Source organism: Staphylococcus simiae (genome assembly GCF_017357005.1).
Lineage (GTDB): Bacteria > Bacillota > Bacilli > Staphylococcales > Staphylococcaceae > Staphylococcus > Staphylococcus simiae_A.
In genome coordinates this window covers 2,297,255-2,316,537 of sequence record NZ_CP071589.1, presented here as the reverse complement: position 1 = coordinate 2,316,537, position 19,283 = coordinate 2,297,255, and the positions used below count along the sequence as shown (strand labels likewise).

At 33.1% G+C, this 19,283-nt stretch carries 16 protein-coding genes; 15 read left to right on the top strand and 1 reads right to left on the bottom strand.

Annotation, left to right across the window (positions count from 1 at the left end; all coding sequences use genetic code 11):
* Nucleotides 1-66 precede the first annotated feature (66 nt).
* The gene (locus J3R86_RS10750) at nt 67-1,314 is read right to left on the bottom strand and encodes an aminoacyltransferase (RefSeq protein ID WP_207517280.1); all 1,248 of its coding nucleotides are present in this window, start codon (nt 1,312-1,314) and stop codon (nt 67-69) included.
* A gap of 281 nt (nt 1,315-1,595) precedes the next feature.
* Between J3R86_RS10750 and J3R86_RS10745 the strand changes: the two genes are divergently transcribed.
* The 15 genes from J3R86_RS10745 to narI all read left to right on the top strand — a co-directional run bounded on the left by J3R86_RS10745 (nt 1,596) and on the right by narI (nt 19,270).
* Nucleotides 1,596-1,934, top strand: a complete 339-nt coding sequence (locus J3R86_RS10745; protein WP_431607783.1) for a DUF4467 domain-containing protein — start codon at nt 1,596-1,598, stop codon at nt 1,932-1,934.
* 12 nt (nt 1,935-1,946) lie between these two features.
* On the top strand, nt 1,947-2,543 hold the full coding sequence (locus J3R86_RS10740; protein WP_207517278.1) for a DsbA family protein: 597 nt from the start codon (nt 1,947-1,949) through the stop codon (nt 2,541-2,543).
* A 196-nt stretch (nt 2,544-2,739) separates the two neighbouring features.
* Nucleotides 2,740-4,347: a zinc ABC transporter substrate-binding lipoprotein AdcA gene (adcA, locus tag J3R86_RS10735; RefSeq protein WP_207517277.1), complete on the top strand. Its 1,608-nt coding sequence runs from the start codon at nt 2,740-2,742 to the stop codon at nt 4,345-4,347.
* Nucleotides 4,348-4,516: 169 nt separating this feature from the next.
* On the top strand, nt 4,517-4,984 hold the full coding sequence (locus J3R86_RS10730; RefSeq protein WP_207517276.1) for an SRPBCC family protein: 468 nt from the start codon (nt 4,517-4,519) through the stop codon (nt 4,982-4,984).
* An 88-nt stretch (nt 4,985-5,072) separates the two neighbouring features.
* Nucleotides 5,073-5,267 (top strand): hypothetical protein, encoded by a 195-nt coding sequence (locus tag J3R86_RS10725; protein ID WP_207517275.1) that lies wholly within the window; start codon nt 5,073-5,075, stop codon nt 5,265-5,267.
* A 305-nt stretch (nt 5,268-5,572) separates the two neighbouring features.
* The gene (locus tag J3R86_RS10720) at nt 5,573-6,397 is read left to right on the top strand and encodes a formate/nitrite transporter family protein (protein WP_207517274.1); all 825 of its coding nucleotides are present in this window, start codon (nt 5,573-5,575) and stop codon (nt 6,395-6,397) included.
* Nucleotides 6,398-7,207: 810 nt separating this feature from the next.
* Nucleotides 7,208-7,744 (top strand): GNAT family N-acetyltransferase, encoded by a 537-nt coding sequence (locus tag J3R86_RS10715; RefSeq protein ID WP_207517273.1) that lies wholly within the window; start codon nt 7,208-7,210, stop codon nt 7,742-7,744.
* Nucleotides 7,745-8,045: 301 nt separating this feature from the next.
* Nucleotides 8,046-8,765 (top strand): sirohydrochlorin chelatase, encoded by a 720-nt coding sequence (locus tag J3R86_RS10710; RefSeq protein ID WP_207517272.1) that lies wholly within the window; start codon nt 8,046-8,048, stop codon nt 8,763-8,765.
* A gap of 59 nt (nt 8,766-8,824) precedes the next feature.
* Nucleotides 8,825-11,230 (top strand): nitrite reductase large subunit NirB, encoded by a 2,406-nt coding sequence (gene nirB, locus J3R86_RS10705; RefSeq protein ID WP_207517271.1) that lies wholly within the window; start codon nt 8,825-8,827, stop codon nt 11,228-11,230.
* A 3-nt stretch (nt 11,231-11,233) separates the two neighbouring features.
* Entirely contained in the window at nt 11,234-11,548 is a 315-nt protein-coding gene (nirD, locus tag J3R86_RS10700) for a nitrite reductase small subunit NirD (protein WP_207517270.1), read from the top strand.
* Nucleotides 11,539-12,516, top strand: coding sequence for a uroporphyrinogen-III C-methyltransferase (gene cobA / locus J3R86_RS10695; protein ID WP_207517269.1), 978 nt, complete (start codon nt 11,539-11,541; stop codon nt 12,514-12,516). The genes nirD and cobA overlap by 10 nt, the downstream gene beginning before the upstream one ends.
* Nucleotides 12,517-12,805: 289 nt before the next feature.
* On the top strand, nt 12,806-16,489 hold the full coding sequence (locus tag J3R86_RS10690; protein WP_207517268.1) for a nitrate reductase subunit alpha: 3,684 nt from the start codon (nt 12,806-12,808) through the stop codon (nt 16,487-16,489).
* On the top strand, nt 16,479-18,032 hold the full coding sequence (narH, locus tag J3R86_RS10685; RefSeq protein ID WP_207517267.1) for a nitrate reductase subunit beta: 1,554 nt from the start codon (nt 16,479-16,481) through the stop codon (nt 18,030-18,032). Before J3R86_RS10690 ends, narH begins: the two co-directional genes overlap by 11 nt.
* Nucleotides 18,025-18,600, top strand: a complete 576-nt coding sequence (gene narJ, locus J3R86_RS10680; RefSeq protein WP_002464693.1) for a nitrate reductase molybdenum cofactor assembly chaperone — start codon at nt 18,025-18,027, stop codon at nt 18,598-18,600. Before narH ends, narJ begins: the two co-directional genes overlap by 8 nt.
* Complete coding sequence (gene narI / locus J3R86_RS10675) at nt 18,593-19,270, top strand: respiratory nitrate reductase subunit gamma (protein ID WP_207517266.1); 678 nt, start codon at nt 18,593-18,595, stop codon at nt 19,268-19,270. Before narJ ends, narI begins: the two co-directional genes overlap by 8 nt.
* Nucleotides 19,271-19,283 lie beyond the last annotated feature (13 nt).

Genomic DNA, 19,283 nt, shown 5'->3' with positions numbered 1-19,283 from the left:
GCTCGGTGGTGTGAGAGGACGGATAATCAAATAATGGTTATCCTCCTACTCGATTTTAAACGTTTGTTATCTGTGACGTTCAATAAGTTTTTGGATTTTATAGAATACTGGTTTGATTGGTTTAATAAAATCACCAATATATTCTTCAACGTTAGCATTAAACCCTTTTTTGAATTGTTGAACACCATAATCTTCAGCATTTTCTGTGAAATCACCACTAACACCATAGAAATTATAGCGATCAATGCCATGATCTTTTGCAAATTTAATCATGTCCCATTGCAAACGATAAGCACCCATATATTCGTTATACTTAGGGTTTGAACCACTTGATAGATAGTAAACTTCATAATCATTGTATAAATATATTGCAGCTGCTAGATTTAAAATACTACCTTCTTCAGCAATTTTATCTTCTGTTTGTTTAACTTTGCGTGCATTACTATCATATTGTTGTTGTACTTGAGTACGTTTAGTTTTATTTTTCTTTGAGTTTGGATTTTCTGTTAATGCTTGCTCAACATCAGCTAAGTCGTTTGCTAATTGTTGGTGCTTTTCTTTTAGAGAATCAAGATATTCATTTAAATCAATATATGCCATTTTTAGCATAGCTTTATCGCCATAAATGCGTTGCATTTCTTCAAAATATGGAAGTTCACGGAATTTGAAACCATGTTTTTCTTCTGCCATGCGGAATAAGTCGAAAAATGTGGACGTTTCTTCAATAGGTAATGTTCTAACTTTGACGCCCATTTCATACGTTTTCTTAATATTTCTACGTGTTTGGTAATCCATTTCTTTTAATAATTGATCTTCTGATTTATCTTTTAAATCTAATACAGATAACCAACGGATTTGACTCATAGGGTCATAACCAATGGTAAATCCTTGATGCTTATAGCCTAAGTCATTCATTGTCTTCATAAATGATCGATTATCATAAGATTTAATGATTTCTCCATCAGCTGTTCGTAAATTTTCAAGCAAATATGGGTCAACAAGCACATATAGACAATTTTGCTTTTTCAAATATGCTGTTAATGATTTGAAGAAAAAGCGTACTAATGCTTGGTCTGAGTAGTCCATGACAGGGCCACGATGTGTATAAAAATACCTAAAGAACTTTAAAGTGCGTGCCTCAGTTAATAAACAGCCAGCAATTACTTCATCACTGTCATTCTTAACACCGACTAAATGTACGTCATTTTTCATTTCATTTCTATTGTTAAAGTGTACACTTGATTGTGTATAATGCGAAAAATATTTGGATGTTATAGTGTCCAATTCCTCCGCAGTTAAGTTTACAAATTTCATTTTATCTCTGTCCTCTCTAGAATCAACTTTTAAAAAGTTGCAAATTCCCTAAAAATACTATCTATGACATTTTAGCAAAAAATATCTAATGTTTCACAACATATGTAGATAAAGAAATATGGAATTTATAAAATATTTCATTAATTCTAAAATTATTATTATCTTTTATAACATGATATGGCATGATGATGAGGGACAGTGTATAGTAAAAGATATAATTGAAGCGAGTAGAAGTATAAATTTTAGGAGTGAATGCATTGAGGAAAGTAGTAATCACTTTAATGTTGTCATTAATAATAATGGCTGGTTGCGGTAATGATCAATATGTTAAAGAAATAGATAAAGCTGTTAAATTACAAAATGCTAAGCAAGAACAACTTGCTAAAAAGCATAATGGAGATGAAGTAAAACATTTTGATAAGAAAAAAGCGAATATCTATGTTTATGATAAAGACAAATATATTATTTTAGCGTATAAACCGTTACGTAATGATGATGAAGTCCGATATTATGCATATGATTATAGTGGAGATAAAGTAGTTAGCAAGCAACATTTTGATTCTAGAAGGTATTATCAACAACATGATCCGGATTATCAAGAAGAAAATATGACGGAGTAAATAGGAGAAATTATGATTAAAAGATTATTACCTTTATTATTTGTTTGTTTAATTGTTCTTGGAGCATGTTCGAATAAACCAACAGCACCCAAAGCTACTAAGGATGGTAAACCATTAATCGTTGTATACGGTGACTATAAATGTCCATATTGTAAAAAATTAGAAGATCATGTTATGCCAAAGTTACGTAAAAATTATTTGGATAATCATAAAGCTGACTATCAATATATTAATTTAGCTTTTTTAGGTAAAGATTCGATTATAGGATCAAGAGCAAGTCACGCAGTTGAACATTATGCACCACAGCAATTTTTGGATTTTCAACAACAGCTATATGCTGCACAACAAGATGAAAAGAAAGCGTGGTTAACTGAATCTTTATTAGATAAAGAGATTAAGAAGCTAAACATTGATCAAGCTACGCAAGACAAGATTATGAAAGATTATAAAACAAAGAACAGTAAATCTTGGAAAGCAGCTGATAAGGATAAAGCAATCGCTAAGGAACATCATATTAAGACGACACCTACAGCATTTGTTAATGGTGAAAAAGTCGAAGATCCATATAAATATGACAACTATGATAAATTATTAAAAAAATATAAATAATGGTAACGGCAATAGGTTGAGACACGATGTGTTTCAGCCTATTTTGTTATTTAGAAACTATAGATCCTACGACAACAAAAGATAAAGTTTAAGAATCATATGTCTATTTTAGTTCATTGATTAAATTCTTCTTGTAATTTATAACAACTACGTATATAATTTTAAAACGTAATGATTACTATTTAGGAGGAAGGCAATGAAAAAGAAATTAGGAATATTATGTCTAGTACCTGCTTTAGCACTTTCTTTAGCAGCATGTGGCAATGATGATCATAAACACCAAGATGGCAAGATAACAATTAAAACAACCGTTTATCCATTACAGTCATTTGCACAACAAATTGGTGGTAAGCATGTAAATGTATCATCAATCTACCCAGCAGGTACGGACTTACATAGTTATGAACCTACACAAAAGGATATCTTGAGTGCGAGTAAAGCAGATTTATTTGTTTATACAGGTGATAAATTAGATCCAGTAGCTAAAAAGGTAGCATCAACAATAAAAGATAAAGATAAAAAGTTATCACTTGAAGATAAATTAGATAAAACAGCATTATTAACAGATCAACATCACCATGAAGAAGAGCATGAGCATAGCAGTGATAAACATGAACATGAAGAAGAGCATAATCATGGAGAAAAGCATGACCATGACGATAAAGGTCACGAAGAACATAAGGGACACCGTCATCATGGTGGATATGATCCTCATGTTTGGTTAGATCCAAAAATGGATCAAACATTTGCTAAAGAAATCAAAGATGAGCTAGTGAAAAAAGATCCTAAACATAAAAATGAATATGAAAAAAATTATAAAAAATTAAATGATGACCTTAAAGAATTAGATAAAGAAATGGCACAAACGACTAAAGATAAAAAAGGTAATGCAGTATTTATCTCACATGAATCTATTGGTTATCTTGCGGATCGTTACGGCTTTGTTCAAAAAGGTATTCAAAATATGAATGCAGAAGATCCATCACAAAAAGAATTAACGAAAATTGTTAAAGAAATTAAAGATAATGACGTCAAATACATACTTTATGAAGATAACGTAGCTAACAAAGTGACAGAAACGATTAGACAAGAAACGGATGCACAACCGTTAAAATTTTATAATATGGAATCATTAAATAAAGAGCAACAGAAGAAAGATAACATTACTTATCAGTCTTTAATGAAGTCTAATATTAAAAATATTGATAAAGCTTTAGATAGCAACATTAAGATTGATGATAATAAAGCTAAACATAAACATGACAAAGCGATATCTGATGGTTATTTTAAAGATAGTGATATTAAAGATCGTCAACTAAGCGATTATGAAGGTGATTGGCAATCGGTTTATCCATATTTAAAAGATGGTTCACTTGATGATGTTATGAAACATAAAGCTGAAGATGATCCTAAAAAATCAGCTAAAGACTTAAAAGCGTACTATGATAAAGGTTATAAAACAGATATTGCCAACATAAAAATTAAAGGTAATGACATCACATTTACTAAAGATGGTAAAGAACATACTGGTAAATATGAATACAATGGTAAGAAAGTATTAAAATATGCCAAAGGAAATCGTGGCGTTAGATACATGTTTAAATTAGTAGATAGTAACGATAAAGTATTACCTAAATATATTCAATTTAGCGATCACAATATTGCACCTAAAAAAGCAGAACATTTCCATATTTTTATGGGTGATGATAACGACAAAGTATTAAAAGAATTAGACAATTGGCCAACATATTATCCAGCTAAATTAAACAAAGATGAAATTAAAGAAGAAATGTTAGCACATTAAGAAAAATTGAATAAATACAAATAGGCAATCTTGATTAAACGTTCAATCTAATCAGGGTTGCCTTTGTATATAATTATAGAGATTCAGTATGCAAAGGATATTGTTATTTTTAGTACTGTAATCAAGCGTGTTAAGATAAATACATATCATAAGAAAAAGGAGTAAATCAATGACACTTAACATAGATAATAATAAAGTCATTTTTAGTAGAACATTTAAAGCACCAATTGACAAAGTGTTTGATGCATACACAACAAAATCACAATTTGAACAATGGTTTCATCCAGATGGTGCCACAACTGAAGTGTATGAATTTGATATAGTTAAAGGTGGACGTGCTTTTTATGCAATTAAAGCCCCTGGTATGACAAGTTATACTGTAGCTGAATACAACAAAGTTCAACGACCATACTTACTTGAATATATTGATTCTTTTGCCACTGCCCAAGGTGACAAAGATACTAAAATGCCTAGTATGAAAGTAATATTGGAGTTTGACAAAATTGATAACCATACGACAACTGTAACATCAACGTCAGTATTTCCAACTAAGGAAGCGGCACAACAAGTGGTAGATATGGGTGTTGAAAAAGGAATGACTCAAACACTTAATCAGTTAGAACAGTTACTTAAGTAAATTTGTTGAAAATATGTAATATATTTTAGTTATCATTTTGTATATAATAAAAGTATAATAACAAATTAATGAAGAGGGATGACAATTTATGTTAGAACGTTATATCAAAGTGTTAGGATTATATATTATTACTACGTTATTATCAGCAATTATCGTACCATCATCAAAAGTAGCGAATAAAGTAGTTAAATTTGTCTTACGTACGATGGTTGGATATAGTGTCTTTGCTTATGGACTACATTTCTTCTCAAAATTAAAAAGTTATAAAAAAGATGAAGAATAAATTTATCGCATAGAACATAGGTTTAAGCAATGCTTAAATAAGTATTGATGTTGGTTGCTTAGTAGTAAATGATTAGCTAACAGAGTGATTGCTTAATTGATAAATGATAAGAAGTAAATACTGTCGGAGTGGGAAATGGAAATTGATTTTTGAACAATCGATGATATGTCCTCTCCGATATTTTTATATGTGATAATTACATTTTTATAATTTTACAAATATTTTTAATTTATGCTATCAATTGCATGTAATTACTAATATAATTGATTAGTAAATTTAGTTAAATAGTAAGTGGGGGAAGTATAATGTTAAAAAATAATAAGACTGTTGAAGATACATATTCAACTAGGCCAACAGTTGAAGCGATTGCTAGTTCAGTTCAAATGAAACAAGTGATGGCTGATAAAACACCTGGCCGTTATTTACTTAAAGCTATGATGGCTGGCTTTTTATTATCAATTGTTACTGTATTTATGTTAGCAATTAAAACGCAATTTGCTGCGACTCATCTTGATGGTTTAGTCAATTTAATGGGAGCGATTGCTTTTAGTTTGGGATTAATCTTAGTCGTATTAACGAACTCTGAATTATTAACAAGTAACTTCATGTTCTTTACAGTTGGTTGGTATTATAAAGTTGTAACAATGAAGAAAATGTTATGGATTTTTACATTTTGTTTCTTAGGAAATATCATTGGGGGCTTATTCTTATTCTTCTTAATGAAGTTTTCACACGTTATGACACCAGAAATGACACAATCATTAACTGCATTAGTACATAAGAAAACTGTAGAATCTACGTGGTTAAATATTTTCACTAAAGGTATTTTCTGTAACTTCTTTATTAATGTAGGTATCTTTATTGCAATGCAATTTAAAGATGGATTATCAAAAGCATTTTATATTGGTTGTGGTGTTGTAGTCTTCGTATTTATGGGCTACGAACACGTTGTTTTCAATGCTGGTTTATATGCTGGAATGCTGTTCTTTAACCTTGATGCATTAAACTGGATGGGCGTATTGAAAAACTTAGTCTTCGCTTTCTTAGGTAACTATGTAGGTGGCGGATTATTTATTGGTCTAGTCTTCGCATATTTAAATGGTAAGCGTAATAGTCTTGAACAACACTAAATTATATTGAACAAACAAATATTAGGATAACAAAAGGTACATTTCCGTTTGAACAAGGGAATGTACCTTTTAAGTTTTGGTTAACTAACCAAAAATATTTTCACATACTTAATGAATTTATGAATAAGCATATTATTATCGTCTAGTCATAAAGAAGATTATATTAATAAATATGGAATGAAGATATTTGTTAATAAATGAGCCTGGGACAAAATGTATTTTACACTTAAATTTAAGCATTTGGCAGTAACTTTCTGGTTTTAAAAGCGTTGATAAATCACCATTTTGAAAACCTAGTCAGTCTTGCCGGGGTGGAAGGGACCCAACACAAAAAAACTGGTTAGTCAGTTTTTTCAGACAATGCAAGTTGGGCAAGGGACCCAACACAAAAAAACTGGTTAGTCAGTTTTTTCAGACAATGCAAGTTGGGCAAGGGACCCGTCATAGAAAAATATAGGGATTACAATTGGTTGCTAACGCAACAATTGCATAGGGACCCAACACAGAGAAACTGTACTTACAGTTTCTACAAACAATGCAGGTTGGGCAAAAGCTACTAAAGATTAAAATCTAAGTAGCTTTAAATGTGCAAGACGGGCATCTACGAAATAAATTTTATATAAAATTTATTTCTGTCCCACTCCCATATTTGACATGGGTTAGTGATGATATTTTTCAAAAACCTGATGTGTTGATCAATTGCTATGATATTGCAGCATCAAGAACAAAGATAATAGTATACCCCATTAAAAGGTAGCACAAAATATCAAACTACGAATGTTTACGGAGCATTATAAAAGGAGAGATGATATGACACAAACTAACATTCGAATTGCCACAGTTGAAGATGCACCAGTACTGCATCAATTAATGCATGATGCGTTTACACCACTAAGAGAATTAGGTATTGACTGGCCTTCCGTTAATGCTGATATTCAAGCAGTTGAAGATAATATTATTAATAATACAACATTTGTCTTAGAAGTTGATAATGACATTGTATCTACTATTACCGTAAGATATCCATGGGGAAGCGTAAGAACTATTTCAGGTTATCCCTTTGTATGGTGGTTTGCGACCAATCCTCAATATGATGGACAAGGATATGGTAGTCAATTACTAAAATATGTAGAAGAAGCATTTTTACGAGATACATTAAAAGCTGCTGCAGTCACACTAGGAACGTCAGCCCGCTTACACCCTTGGTTATTAAGTATCTATGAAAAAAGAGGTTATGAAATTTATGCTGAACATGAAAATGACGATGGTGATTTAGGTGTGATTATGCGTAAAATTTTAATACCAGAACGCTTTGAAGCTGAAATTTTAGGACAACCACCATTTTAAAATAATATGTCATTTTAACTGATTACGATGCAAATTTATCAATTGGACATTTTAAAATTAAATATAAGAATCGTCGACCATTGAAATTCAGAATATGTCGGCCATATTTAGACACCAACTATGAGATAAGACTTGTAGTTGGTGTTTTTGACGTTTAAAAATACTTTGTAAAAGAAAGAATAAAGGTAAAATACATGATTAAAAACTAATAAGGGAATTCCCTAATTTTACCTTAAAATGTGATTTTATTCACAAAAACGCAAATGTTTGTATTACAATACAATTGAAAGGGTTGGTATATGTGATTGGAAATATAATCGTTGCGCATGGTATGAGAAAAGGACAACAGAATAAAGCGTTAGAATCTTTTGTTGATGACATGCTTAAAAATGAATCATATCACTATGAAATGGCTTTTTTGGAAAGTGATAGTCAAAATTTGGAACAGGTCATGACGAAGATGATTGATGAAGGAATTGACCAATTTAGAATTATTCCATTACTTATTTTCAGTGCGATGCATTACATTAGTGATATTCCGAATATTCTTAATAGTATGACGCAACAGTTTCCACATATTTCATCACGAGTAAGTCAACCACTCGGCACACATCAACTGATGACATTATTAGTAGAACAGCGAATTAACGACGCTATTGATGATGACTATTTAGATGTGGCTGTAGTAGTAGTGGCACATGGTAACGGTAGTGGGCAGTTTACTAAGGCACATGACGAATTACAAGACTTTGTTAAAACTTTAACTATTAACAAACCAACTTACGCTCGAACATTATATGGAGCGTTAAGTTTCAAGAATGATTTAGACGACATAGCTGATCAATACGACAAGTTAATCGTCGTACCATTATTTTTATATGATGGCCGATTAGTTAACAAGGTAAAGCAACAAATGACAGAGATGAATGTGAATAGTGACATCTATTTCACACCGTCTATTAACTTTGATCCGATTTTAAATAATATTATTAATGATCAACTTGAGTTAATGACTGTTTAAAACGAATAACATACCAAATCCTTTTTAAAACAAATATTACGCGGTAAAGGGGCATATTTATGGCAAAGCAAAAATTAGTAATGATTGGTAACGGCATGGCGGGTATTAGAACAATTGAAGAAATTCTAGGTCGTGCTAATGATATGTATGATATTACTGTTATTGGTAAAGAACCATATCCAAACTACAACAGAATAATGTTATCCAATATTTTACAAAATAAAATGACTGTTGAAGAAACAATCATGAATCCTTACGAATGGTACGAAGAAAATAATATTACATTAATTACTGACGATCCAGTTGTAAATGTAGATAAAGAAGCACAAACAGTAACAACTTCAAAAGGTGTCGAAGTCGATTATGATAAATTGATTTTCGCTACAGGATCTAAAGCTTTTGTTATTCCTGTGCCAGGATCTGACTTGCCAAGTGTCATTGGCTGGAGAACAATTGATGATACTGAACAAATGATGGAAATTGCCAAAACGAAGAAAAAAGCTATCGTTATTGGTGGCGGGCTTTTAGGTCTAGAATGTGCACGTGGTTTATTAGACCAAGGTATGGAAGTAACTGTGTTACATTTAGCTGAATGGTTAATGGAAATGCAATTAGATCGTAAAGCAGGAGCAATGCTAAAAGCAGATTTAGAAAAGCAAGGTATGAAATTTGAAATGCAAGCAAACACAACTGAAATCTTAGGGGAAGATGATGTTGAAGGCGTTAGACTAGCGGATGGCAGAGAAATAGAAACAGATTTAGTAGTGATGGCTGTAGGTATTAGACCATATACAGAAGTAGCGAAAGATGCTGGTATAGAAGTAAATCGAGGCATCGTTGTTAATGATGTCATGCAAACAAGTGACGACAATATCTATGCTGTTGGTGAATGCGCTGAACATGATGGTAAAGTTTATGGATTGGTTGCACCATTATATGAACAAGGAAAAGTGCTTGCAGATTACTTAACTGAACAACAAACAGATGGATACAAAGGTTCAACAACATTTACATCTTTAAAAGTATCCGGTTGTGATTTATATAGTGCTGGACAAATTATCGAAAGCCCAGATGTTAAAGGCATTGAAATCTTTAATAGTATTGATAATAACTACAAAAAAGTATTCTTAAAAGATGGTAATGTTGTTGGTGCAGTATTATACGGAGATACAGATGATGGCTCTCGTTTCTATAGTATGATGAAAAAAGGTGAATCTATTGAGGATTACACGCTTGTGTCATTATTAACAAAAGGTGGAGAAGAAACAGGTACATCTATTGCTGATATGGCTGATGATGAAACGATTTGTGGTTGTAATGGTGTAGATAAAGGAACTATCGTTAAAGCAATTACTGAAAATGGTTTGACTACAGTTGAAGAAGTTACAGCTCAAACAAAAGCCGGTAATTCTTGTGGTAAATGTAAACCTCAAATTGCGCAAATTTTACAATATACATTAGGTGACGATTTTGTAGCAGCTAAACCAGCAGGTATCTGTAGCTGTACGGATTTATCTAGAGATCAAATTGTTACACAAATACGAGCAAAAGGACTTAAAACATCTAAAGAAGTGCGTCATGTCCTAGACTTTAAAAATAAAGGCGGCTGTCCAAAATGTCGTCCAGCAATAAACTATTACTTAAATATGGTTTATCCATTCGACCATAAAGATGAGAAAGAATCAAGATTCGCTAATGAACGTTACCATGCAAATATCCAAAATGATGGTACATTCTCTGTTATCCCGCAAATGCGTGGAGGTGTAACAGATGCCGATCAATTAATTCGCTTAGGAGAGGTAGCTAAAAAATACGATGTACCATTAGTTAAAGTTACTGGTTCTCAACGTGTTGGTTTATATGGTCTTAAAAAAGAAGAATTACCACAAGTTTGGGAAGATTTAGGTATGCGTTCAGCATCTGCGTATGGTAAGAAAACACGTTCAGTAAAAAGTTGTGTAGGTAAAGAGTTCTGTCGTTTTGGTACACAATATACAACAGCACTTGGTATTAGACTAGAAAAAACATTCGAATATATTGATACACCTCATAAATTTAAAATGGGTGTTTCAGGATGTCCTAGAAGTTGTGTAGAATCAGGTGTTAAAGACTTTGGTATTATTTCAGTAGAAAACGGCTTCCAAATATACATTGGTGGTAACGGTGGTACTGAAGTTGAAAAAGGTGAATTCTTAACTACAGTAGAAACTGAAGATGAAGTAGTTAAATTATGTGGTGCACTAATGCAATATTACAGAGAAACTGGTATTTACGCTGAAAGAACAGCACCATGGTTAAGACGTCTTGGTTTCGAAAATGTTAAAGAAGTACTATTAGATAAAGACAGACAAGAAGAATTATTTGAACGCGTCATGGAAGCTAAAAAAGCAGTTGAAGAAGAACCTTGGAAAGCTATTACTAATGATGCAGAAGCAAGAAAAATCTTTGAAGTGGAGAAGGTGTAATTAATGGCTACAAAAGAAAAAGTGAAAGTAACTACATTGGATGAATTAACACCATTAATTGGTAAAAAGGTCTTTGTTGGAGATAAACAAATTGGTTTATTTTTAACTGAAAGTGGTAAAATTCACGCTATTCATAATGTGTGTCCGCATAAACAAGGTCCATTATCAGAAGGCACAGTAAGTGGTGAATACGTCTTTTGTCCACTTCATGATCAAAAAATTGATTTGAACACGGGTATTGTTCAAGAACCAGACGAAGGTTGCGTTGACGTTTATGAAGTTGAAGTTATAGACGGAGACGTATATGTATGTCTGTAACAGACTACGGTAAAGTATATTTGATAGGTGCTGGGCCTGGAAATCCTAATTATTTAACAAAAAAAGCGGAACGTTTAATACAACGAGCTGATATTATCTTAGTTGATCGTTTAGTAAATCCTCTTATCTTACAATATGCTAAGCCTAATGTAGAAGTTATAGATGTAGGAAAGAAACCTTACGCTAAACATATACAACAACAAAGTATTAATGAACAAATTATTGAAGCGGCACGACATCATCAGCTAGTTGTTAGGTTAAAAGGTGGCGACCCAGCCATCTTTGGTCGTGTACAAGAAGAAATTGATGCATTGAATGAATATGGCATTCAATTTGAAATTGTGCCTGGAGTAACATCGGCAAGTGCAGCAGTTGCTACGATGAATACTGGGTTAACGATGCGAACTATTGCTAAGAGTGTGACATTTTCAACAGGTCATTTTAAAGATTCTGAAGAAAATGAAGTTGATATTAGTAATTTGATTAATGGTGGTACACTAGCAATTTATATGGGAATTAAACGACTAAGTAAAATTATCGACCAAATTAAGCGCTATACCGATATAAATTACCCAATTGCAATCGTATTTAATGCATCATGCTTTAATGAATTTGTAGTAACAGGTTACTTAAGTAATATTATCCAACGTTTAGAACAACATCAGGTAGAGGCAAAGCCAGGAATTTGTATTATTGGTGATGTTGGAGAATATGTGGATTATTCTAGACAAACTTGGCCTGAACATCGACCATTTTATGTGATCAGTGGTGACCAGCAAGAAGCACTAGAAATTTGTGAATATTTATATGATAAAGGATTTGGCTGTATGATCAATCCTAATCAAACTAAACATATTGATTATCACCCATCACAACGTAAATTTTATCAAAATTTTATTAATGACCAACAAGATGTGATTTATATCTCAACATCACATTTTAAACAATCAATGGAACAGTGTATGTAGTCACTTTATAAACAATATAAGTAAGACTTTAATCATAGGTAACTGAATGACCTGTATTAAAGTCTTATTTTTTATATTTCGAAACACATGAGATATGTGAAGTGAAATGTCATGAAAATGTTGAAATTTTACAACAGGATAGGGAAAATCCCTAACCAATTAGGTAATTCCCTAATATTAATATTTTGTGAAAAAATATACAATCTAGTTAAAGGAAAAAACATCTTGATGAATTAAACAATTAATGGAATGAATATAGATCGTATTTGTACGTAGGAGGATAAAATAAATGGGAAAATTCGGATTAAATTTCTTTAAACCAACAGAAAAGTTTAATGGTAATTGGTCTGTTCTTGAATCTAAAAGTAGAGAATGGGAAAAAATGTATAGAGAGCGTTGGAGTCATGATAAGGAAGTAAGAACAACGCACGGTGTTAACTGTACTGGTTCATGTTCATGGAAAGTTTTTGTTAAAAATGGTGTGATTACATGGGAAAACCAACAAGTTGACTATCCAAGTTGTGGACCAGATATGCCCGAATATGAACCTAGGGGATGTCCTCGTGGTGCATCATTCTCTTGGTACGAATATAGTCCACTACGTGTTAAATATCCATACATTAGAGGTAAACTTTTAGATTTATGGAATGAAGCATTAGAGGAACAAAATGGTGATCGTATAGCTGCATGGGCTTCTATTGTTGAAAATGAAGATAAAGCCAAACAATATAAACAAGCACGTGGTATGGGTGGCCATGTACGTTCTACTTGGAAAGATGTCACAGAAATTATTGCAGCACAATTACTTTACACAATTAAAAAAGATGGTCCAGATAGAATTGCTGGTTTCACACCAATTCCTGCTATGTCGATGATTAGTTATGCAGCTGGTGCAAGATTTATCAATTTACTTGGTGGAGAAATGTTAAGTTTCTACGACTGGTATGCCGATTTACCACCAGCTTCACCACAAATTTGGGGTGAACAAACAGACGTGCCAGAATCAAGTGACTGGTATAACTCATCATACATTATTATGTGGGGGTCTAACGTTCCTTTAACACGTACACCTGATGCTCACTTTATGACTGAAGTACGTTATAAAGGTGCGAAAGTTATTTCTGTAGCACCAGACTATGCTGAAAATGTTAAGTTTGCAGATAATTGGTTAGCGCCAAACCCAGGTTCAGATGCAGCAATTGCACAAGGGATGACACATGTTATCTTGCAAGAACACTATGTCAATAAACCTAATGAACGTTTTATCAATTATGCTAAACAATATACTGATATGCCATTCGTTATTATGCTTGATGAAGATGAAAATGGTTATAAAGCAGGACGTTTCTTACGAGCAAGTGACTTAGGACAAGAAACTGAACAGAGCGAATGGAAACCAGTTATTTACGATACGATTAGTGAGTCATTAGTAGTTCCAAACGGTACTATGGGTCAACGTTGGGAAGAAGGTAAAAAATGGAATCTTAAATTAGAAACTGAAGACGGTTCTAAAATCAACCCAACATTATCAATGGCTGATGGTGAATATGATTTACAAACAATTCAATTCCCATATTTTGACAGCTTTGGAGATGGTATTTTCGAACGTCCAATTCCAACTAGAACATTAACATTAGCTGATGGCAAGGAAGTTCAAGTGACTACTATTTTCGATTTAATGGCAAGTCAGTATGGTGTACGTAGATTCAATCATGAATTGGAAGCTAAAGGCTATGATGATGCAGAATCTAAATATACACCAGGTTGGCAAGAAACTATTTCTGGTGTCAAAGCTAGCTTAGTTACTCAAGTAGGTAAAGAATTTGCTCAAAATGCGATTGATACAGAAGGTCGTTCAATGATTATCATGGGTGCAGGAATCAATCACTGGTTCAACTCAGATACGATTTATCGAGCAATTTTAAACTTAGTTATGTTATGTGGTTGCCAAGGTGTTAACGGCGGAGGCTGGGCACACTATGTAGGACAAGAAAAATGCCGTCCAATTGAAGGATGGAATACAATTTCATTTGCTAAAGATTGGCAAGGTCCACCACGTTTACAAAATGGTACAAGTTGGTTCTACTTCGCAACAGATCAATGGAAATATGAAGAATCAAACGTAGACAAATTAAAATCACCATTAGCTAATGAACTTAAACATCAACATCCTGCTGATTATAATGTCTTAGCAGCACGTCTTGGTTGGTTACCTTCTTATCCGCAGTTTAATAAAAATAGTTTATTATTTGCTGAAGAAGCAAAAGATGAAGGTATTGAATCAAATGAAGATATTTTAAAACGTGCAATTGAAGAAGTTAAAACAAAACAAACACAATTTTCTATAGAAGATCCAGATTTAAGAAAAAATCATCCTAAATCATTATTTATTTGGCGCTCAAACTTGATTTCAAGTTCAGCTAAAGGTCAAGAGTACTTTATGAAACATTTATTAGGTACAAAATCAGGATTATTAGCAAGCCCAAATGAAGACGATAAACCAGAAGAAATCCAATGGCGTGAAGAAACAACAGGTAAATTAGATTTAATGGTATCACTTGATTTTAGAATGACAGCAACACCGTTATATTCAGATATCGTATTACCAGCAGCAACTTGGTATGAAAAACATGACTTATCATCAACTGATATGCATCCATTTGTTCACCCATTCAATCCAGCAATTGACCCATTATGGGAATCACGCTCTGACTGGGACATCTTTAAAACATTGGCTAAATCAGTATCAGAAATGGCTAAAGATTATTTGCCTGGCACATTCAAAGATGTTGTCACTACGCCATTAAGTCATGATTCTAAACAAGAAATTTCAACACCATATGGTATCGTCAAAGATTGGTCTAAAGGTGAGGTTGAAGCAGTACCAGGACGTACAATGCCAAACTTTGCAATCGTTGAGCGAGACTTTACTAAAATTTACGACAAATACGTAACGTTAGGACCTAAATTAGAAACAGATAAATTAGGCGCACATGGTGTTAGCTTTGGTGTTAGCGAACAATACGAAGAACTGAAAAGTATGTTAGGTACATGGGGAGATACTAATGAAGATTCAGTGAGAACAGATCACCCACGTATTGATACAGCTCGTAATGTTGCAGACGCTATGTTAAATCTATCATCTGCGACAAACGGTAAATTATCTCAAAAATCATACGGAGATTTAGAAGAACAAACTGGTATGGAATTAAAAGATATTTCAAGTGAACGTGCAGCAGAAAAAATTACGTTCTTAAATATCACATCACAACCAAGAGAAGTTATTCCAACAGCTGTATTCCCAGGTTCTAATAAACAAGGACGTCGTTATTCTCCGTTTACAACAAACGTTGAACGCTTAGTACCATTTAGAACATTAACAGGTCGTCAAAGTTATTATGTTGACCATGAAGTATTCCAACAATTCGGTGAAAGCTTACCAGTTTATAAACCAACATTACCGCCAATGGTATTTGGTAACAAAGACAAAAAAATTAAAGGTGGAACTGATGCCTTAGTATTACGTTACTTAACACCACACGGTAAGTGGAATATCCACTCTATGTATCAAGACAATAAACATATGTTGACATTATTTAGAGGTGGTCCAACAGTTTGGATTTCAGATGAAGATGCAGCTAAACATGATATTAATGATAATGATTGGTTAGAAGTATATAACCGTAATGGTGTCGTAACTGCTAGAGCTGTTATTTCACACCGTATGCCTAAAGGGACAATGTTTATGTATCATGCTCAAGATAAACATATACAAACACCAGGTTCAGAAATTACTGATACTCGTGGTGGTTCACATAATGCACCAACGAGAATTCACTTAAAACCAACACAACTTGTTGGGGGATATGCACAAATTAGTTATCACTTTAACTACTATGGTCCAATTGGTAACCAAAGAGACTTATACGTAGCAGTTAGAAAAATGAAGGAGGTCAATTGGCTTGAAGATTAAAGCGCAGGTAGCAATGGTATTAAATTTAGATAAATGTATAGGGTGCCATACATGTAGTGTAACTTGTAAGAACACTTGGACGAATCGTCCAGGTGCAGAGTACATGTGGTTTAACAACGTTGAAACTAAGCCAGGTATGGGTTATCCAAAACGTTGGGAAGACCAAGAACACTATAAAGGTGGCTGGGTATTAAATAAAAGAGGTAAGTTAGAACTTAAATCAGGTAGTAGAATTTCTAAGATTGCTCTAGGTAAAATCTTCTACAACCCAGATATGCCTTTAATTAAAGATTATTATGAGCCATGGAACTACAACTATGAACATTTAACAACTGCTAAAGCTGGTAATCATTCTCCAGTAGCTAGAGCATATTCTGAAATTACTGGCGAAAATATTGAAATTGAATGGGGACCAAACTGGGAAGATGACCTAGCAGGTGGTCATGTAACTGGACCTAAAGACCCAAATATTCAAAAAATAGAAGAAGATATTAAATTCCAATTTGATGAAACATTTATGATGTATTTACCTCGTTTATGTGAACATTGCTTGAACCCAAGTTGCGTTGCTTCTTGTCCTTCAGGTGCAATGTATAAACGTGATGAAGATGGTATCGTACTTGTTGACCAAGATGCATGTCGTGGATGGCGTTACTGTATGACAGGTTGCCCATATAAAAAGGTTTACTTCAACTGGAAAACGAATAAAGCTGAAAAATGTACATTCTGTTTCCCAAGAATTGAAGCAGGTATGCCAACAGTTTGTTCAGAAACATGTACAGGTCGTATGAGATATTTAGGCGTATTATTATATGATGCTGATCGTGTGCATGAAGCGGCTTCAGCTACAGACGAAAAAGATCTGTATGAAAAACAATTAGATTTATTCTTAGATCCATTTGATGAAGAAGTGATTGCACAAGCTGAAAAAGATGGCATTGGATATGATTGGATTGAAGCAGCTCAAAATTCTCCAATTTATAAATTGGCAATTGAGTATAAATTAGCATTCCCATTACACCCAGAATTTAGAACTATGCCAATGGTTTGGTATTGTCCACCATTAAGTCCAATTATGAGTTACTTCGAAGGTAAAAATACAGATCAAAATCCTGACAGTATTTTCCCAGCAATTGAAGAAATGCGTTTACCAATAGAGTACTTAGCAAACTTATTTACAGCTGGTGACACACAACCTGTAAAAGAAGCATTGCAACGAATGGCGATGATGAGAAGTTATATGAGATCACAAGTGACAAACAAACCGTTTGATACATCTAGATTAGAAAGACTAGGCTTAACTGAACGTCAAACTAAAGATATGTATCGTTTATTAGGTATTGCAAAATACGAAGATCGTTTTGTCATCCCGACATCACATAAAGAAACATATCTAGACACTTATCATGCACAAGGTAGTGAAGGCTACGGTGGAGAACACTTTGGTGATAACTGTGAAGGTTGTGGTGTTCCAGTAGGCTCTGGAAAAACAGGACAAGAAATTTATAATGAGAATTTCTATGGAGGGATTTTCCGTGATTAATTTCGATAACCTAAAAGAATATCAAGAAAGTTTTGGCTATATGGCACAACAATTATGTTTCCCAGATAAGTTAACTTTCCATCCTGCTACATTTGAAGAAACAATTTCACAAGATCATCCAGGGTATGAAGATTTAGTGGCTTATCGAAGTGTAATGATGGAATTCTCTTTATCAGAAATTAAAGCAATATATACAGATACATTTGATTTTACAAAAAAAGCACCATTGCATATGACTTACAACAAATTTGATACACAAAAAGAACGTGGTCAAATGCTAGCAAAGTTAAAAGTATTATATGAAATGTTTGGACTAAAAATGGTAGATAATGAATTATCAGATTATCTACCGTTGATGCTCCAATTTTTACAAGTGGCAGATTGGCGTAATGATTCAAGAGCAGAAGAAAATATTCAATTGATCATTATGATTATTGAAGATGGCACATACGTCATGGCGAATGAGCTAGGTAAAGATAATAACCCATATGCCTATGTGATACAAGCACTTAGAAAAACATTGAAATCATGTTTGGAGTCACCAAAAGGAGTGAAACATCATGCTTAATCAATTTTTATGGGTTATTTATCCATATTTATGTTTGGCAATTTTCATTTTTGGACATCTTGTCCGTTATCGATATGACCAATTTTCATGGACAGCTAAGTCGAGCGAGTTAATTGAAAAGAAAAGATTGATGTGGGGTAGTTTATTATTCCATTTAGGTATCATTCCAGTTTTCTTTGGACATGTTGTAGGATTACTCATTCCAAAGAGTTGGATGGAAGCATTTGGCGTAACAGAACATCTATATCATATCGGAGCTGTGTATATTGGTAGTATCTTTGGTATAATTACGCTTATAGGTATGTTTTTATTAACAGCAAGACGTGTAACGACTAAAAGTATAAGAAGACTAAGTTCTGCTTCAGATATCTTTGTTAATTTCTTATTATTACTTATTGTATTTATGGGTTGCTATGCAACATTAGTGACGAATGCGCAACATCCTGAATTTAACTATAGAACGTCTTTATCAATTTGGTTTAGACAATTACTAATGTTTAAGCCTGATGCATCATTGATGAATAGTGTACCAATTGGTTTTAAAATACATGTTTTATTAGGCTTTACAATTATGGCATGTTGGCCATTTACAAGACTAGTTCATGTATGGAGTGTACCGTTATCATATATCAATCGTAGATATATCATTTATCGTAAGAATAAAGTGTAATATAAGAGGTGAA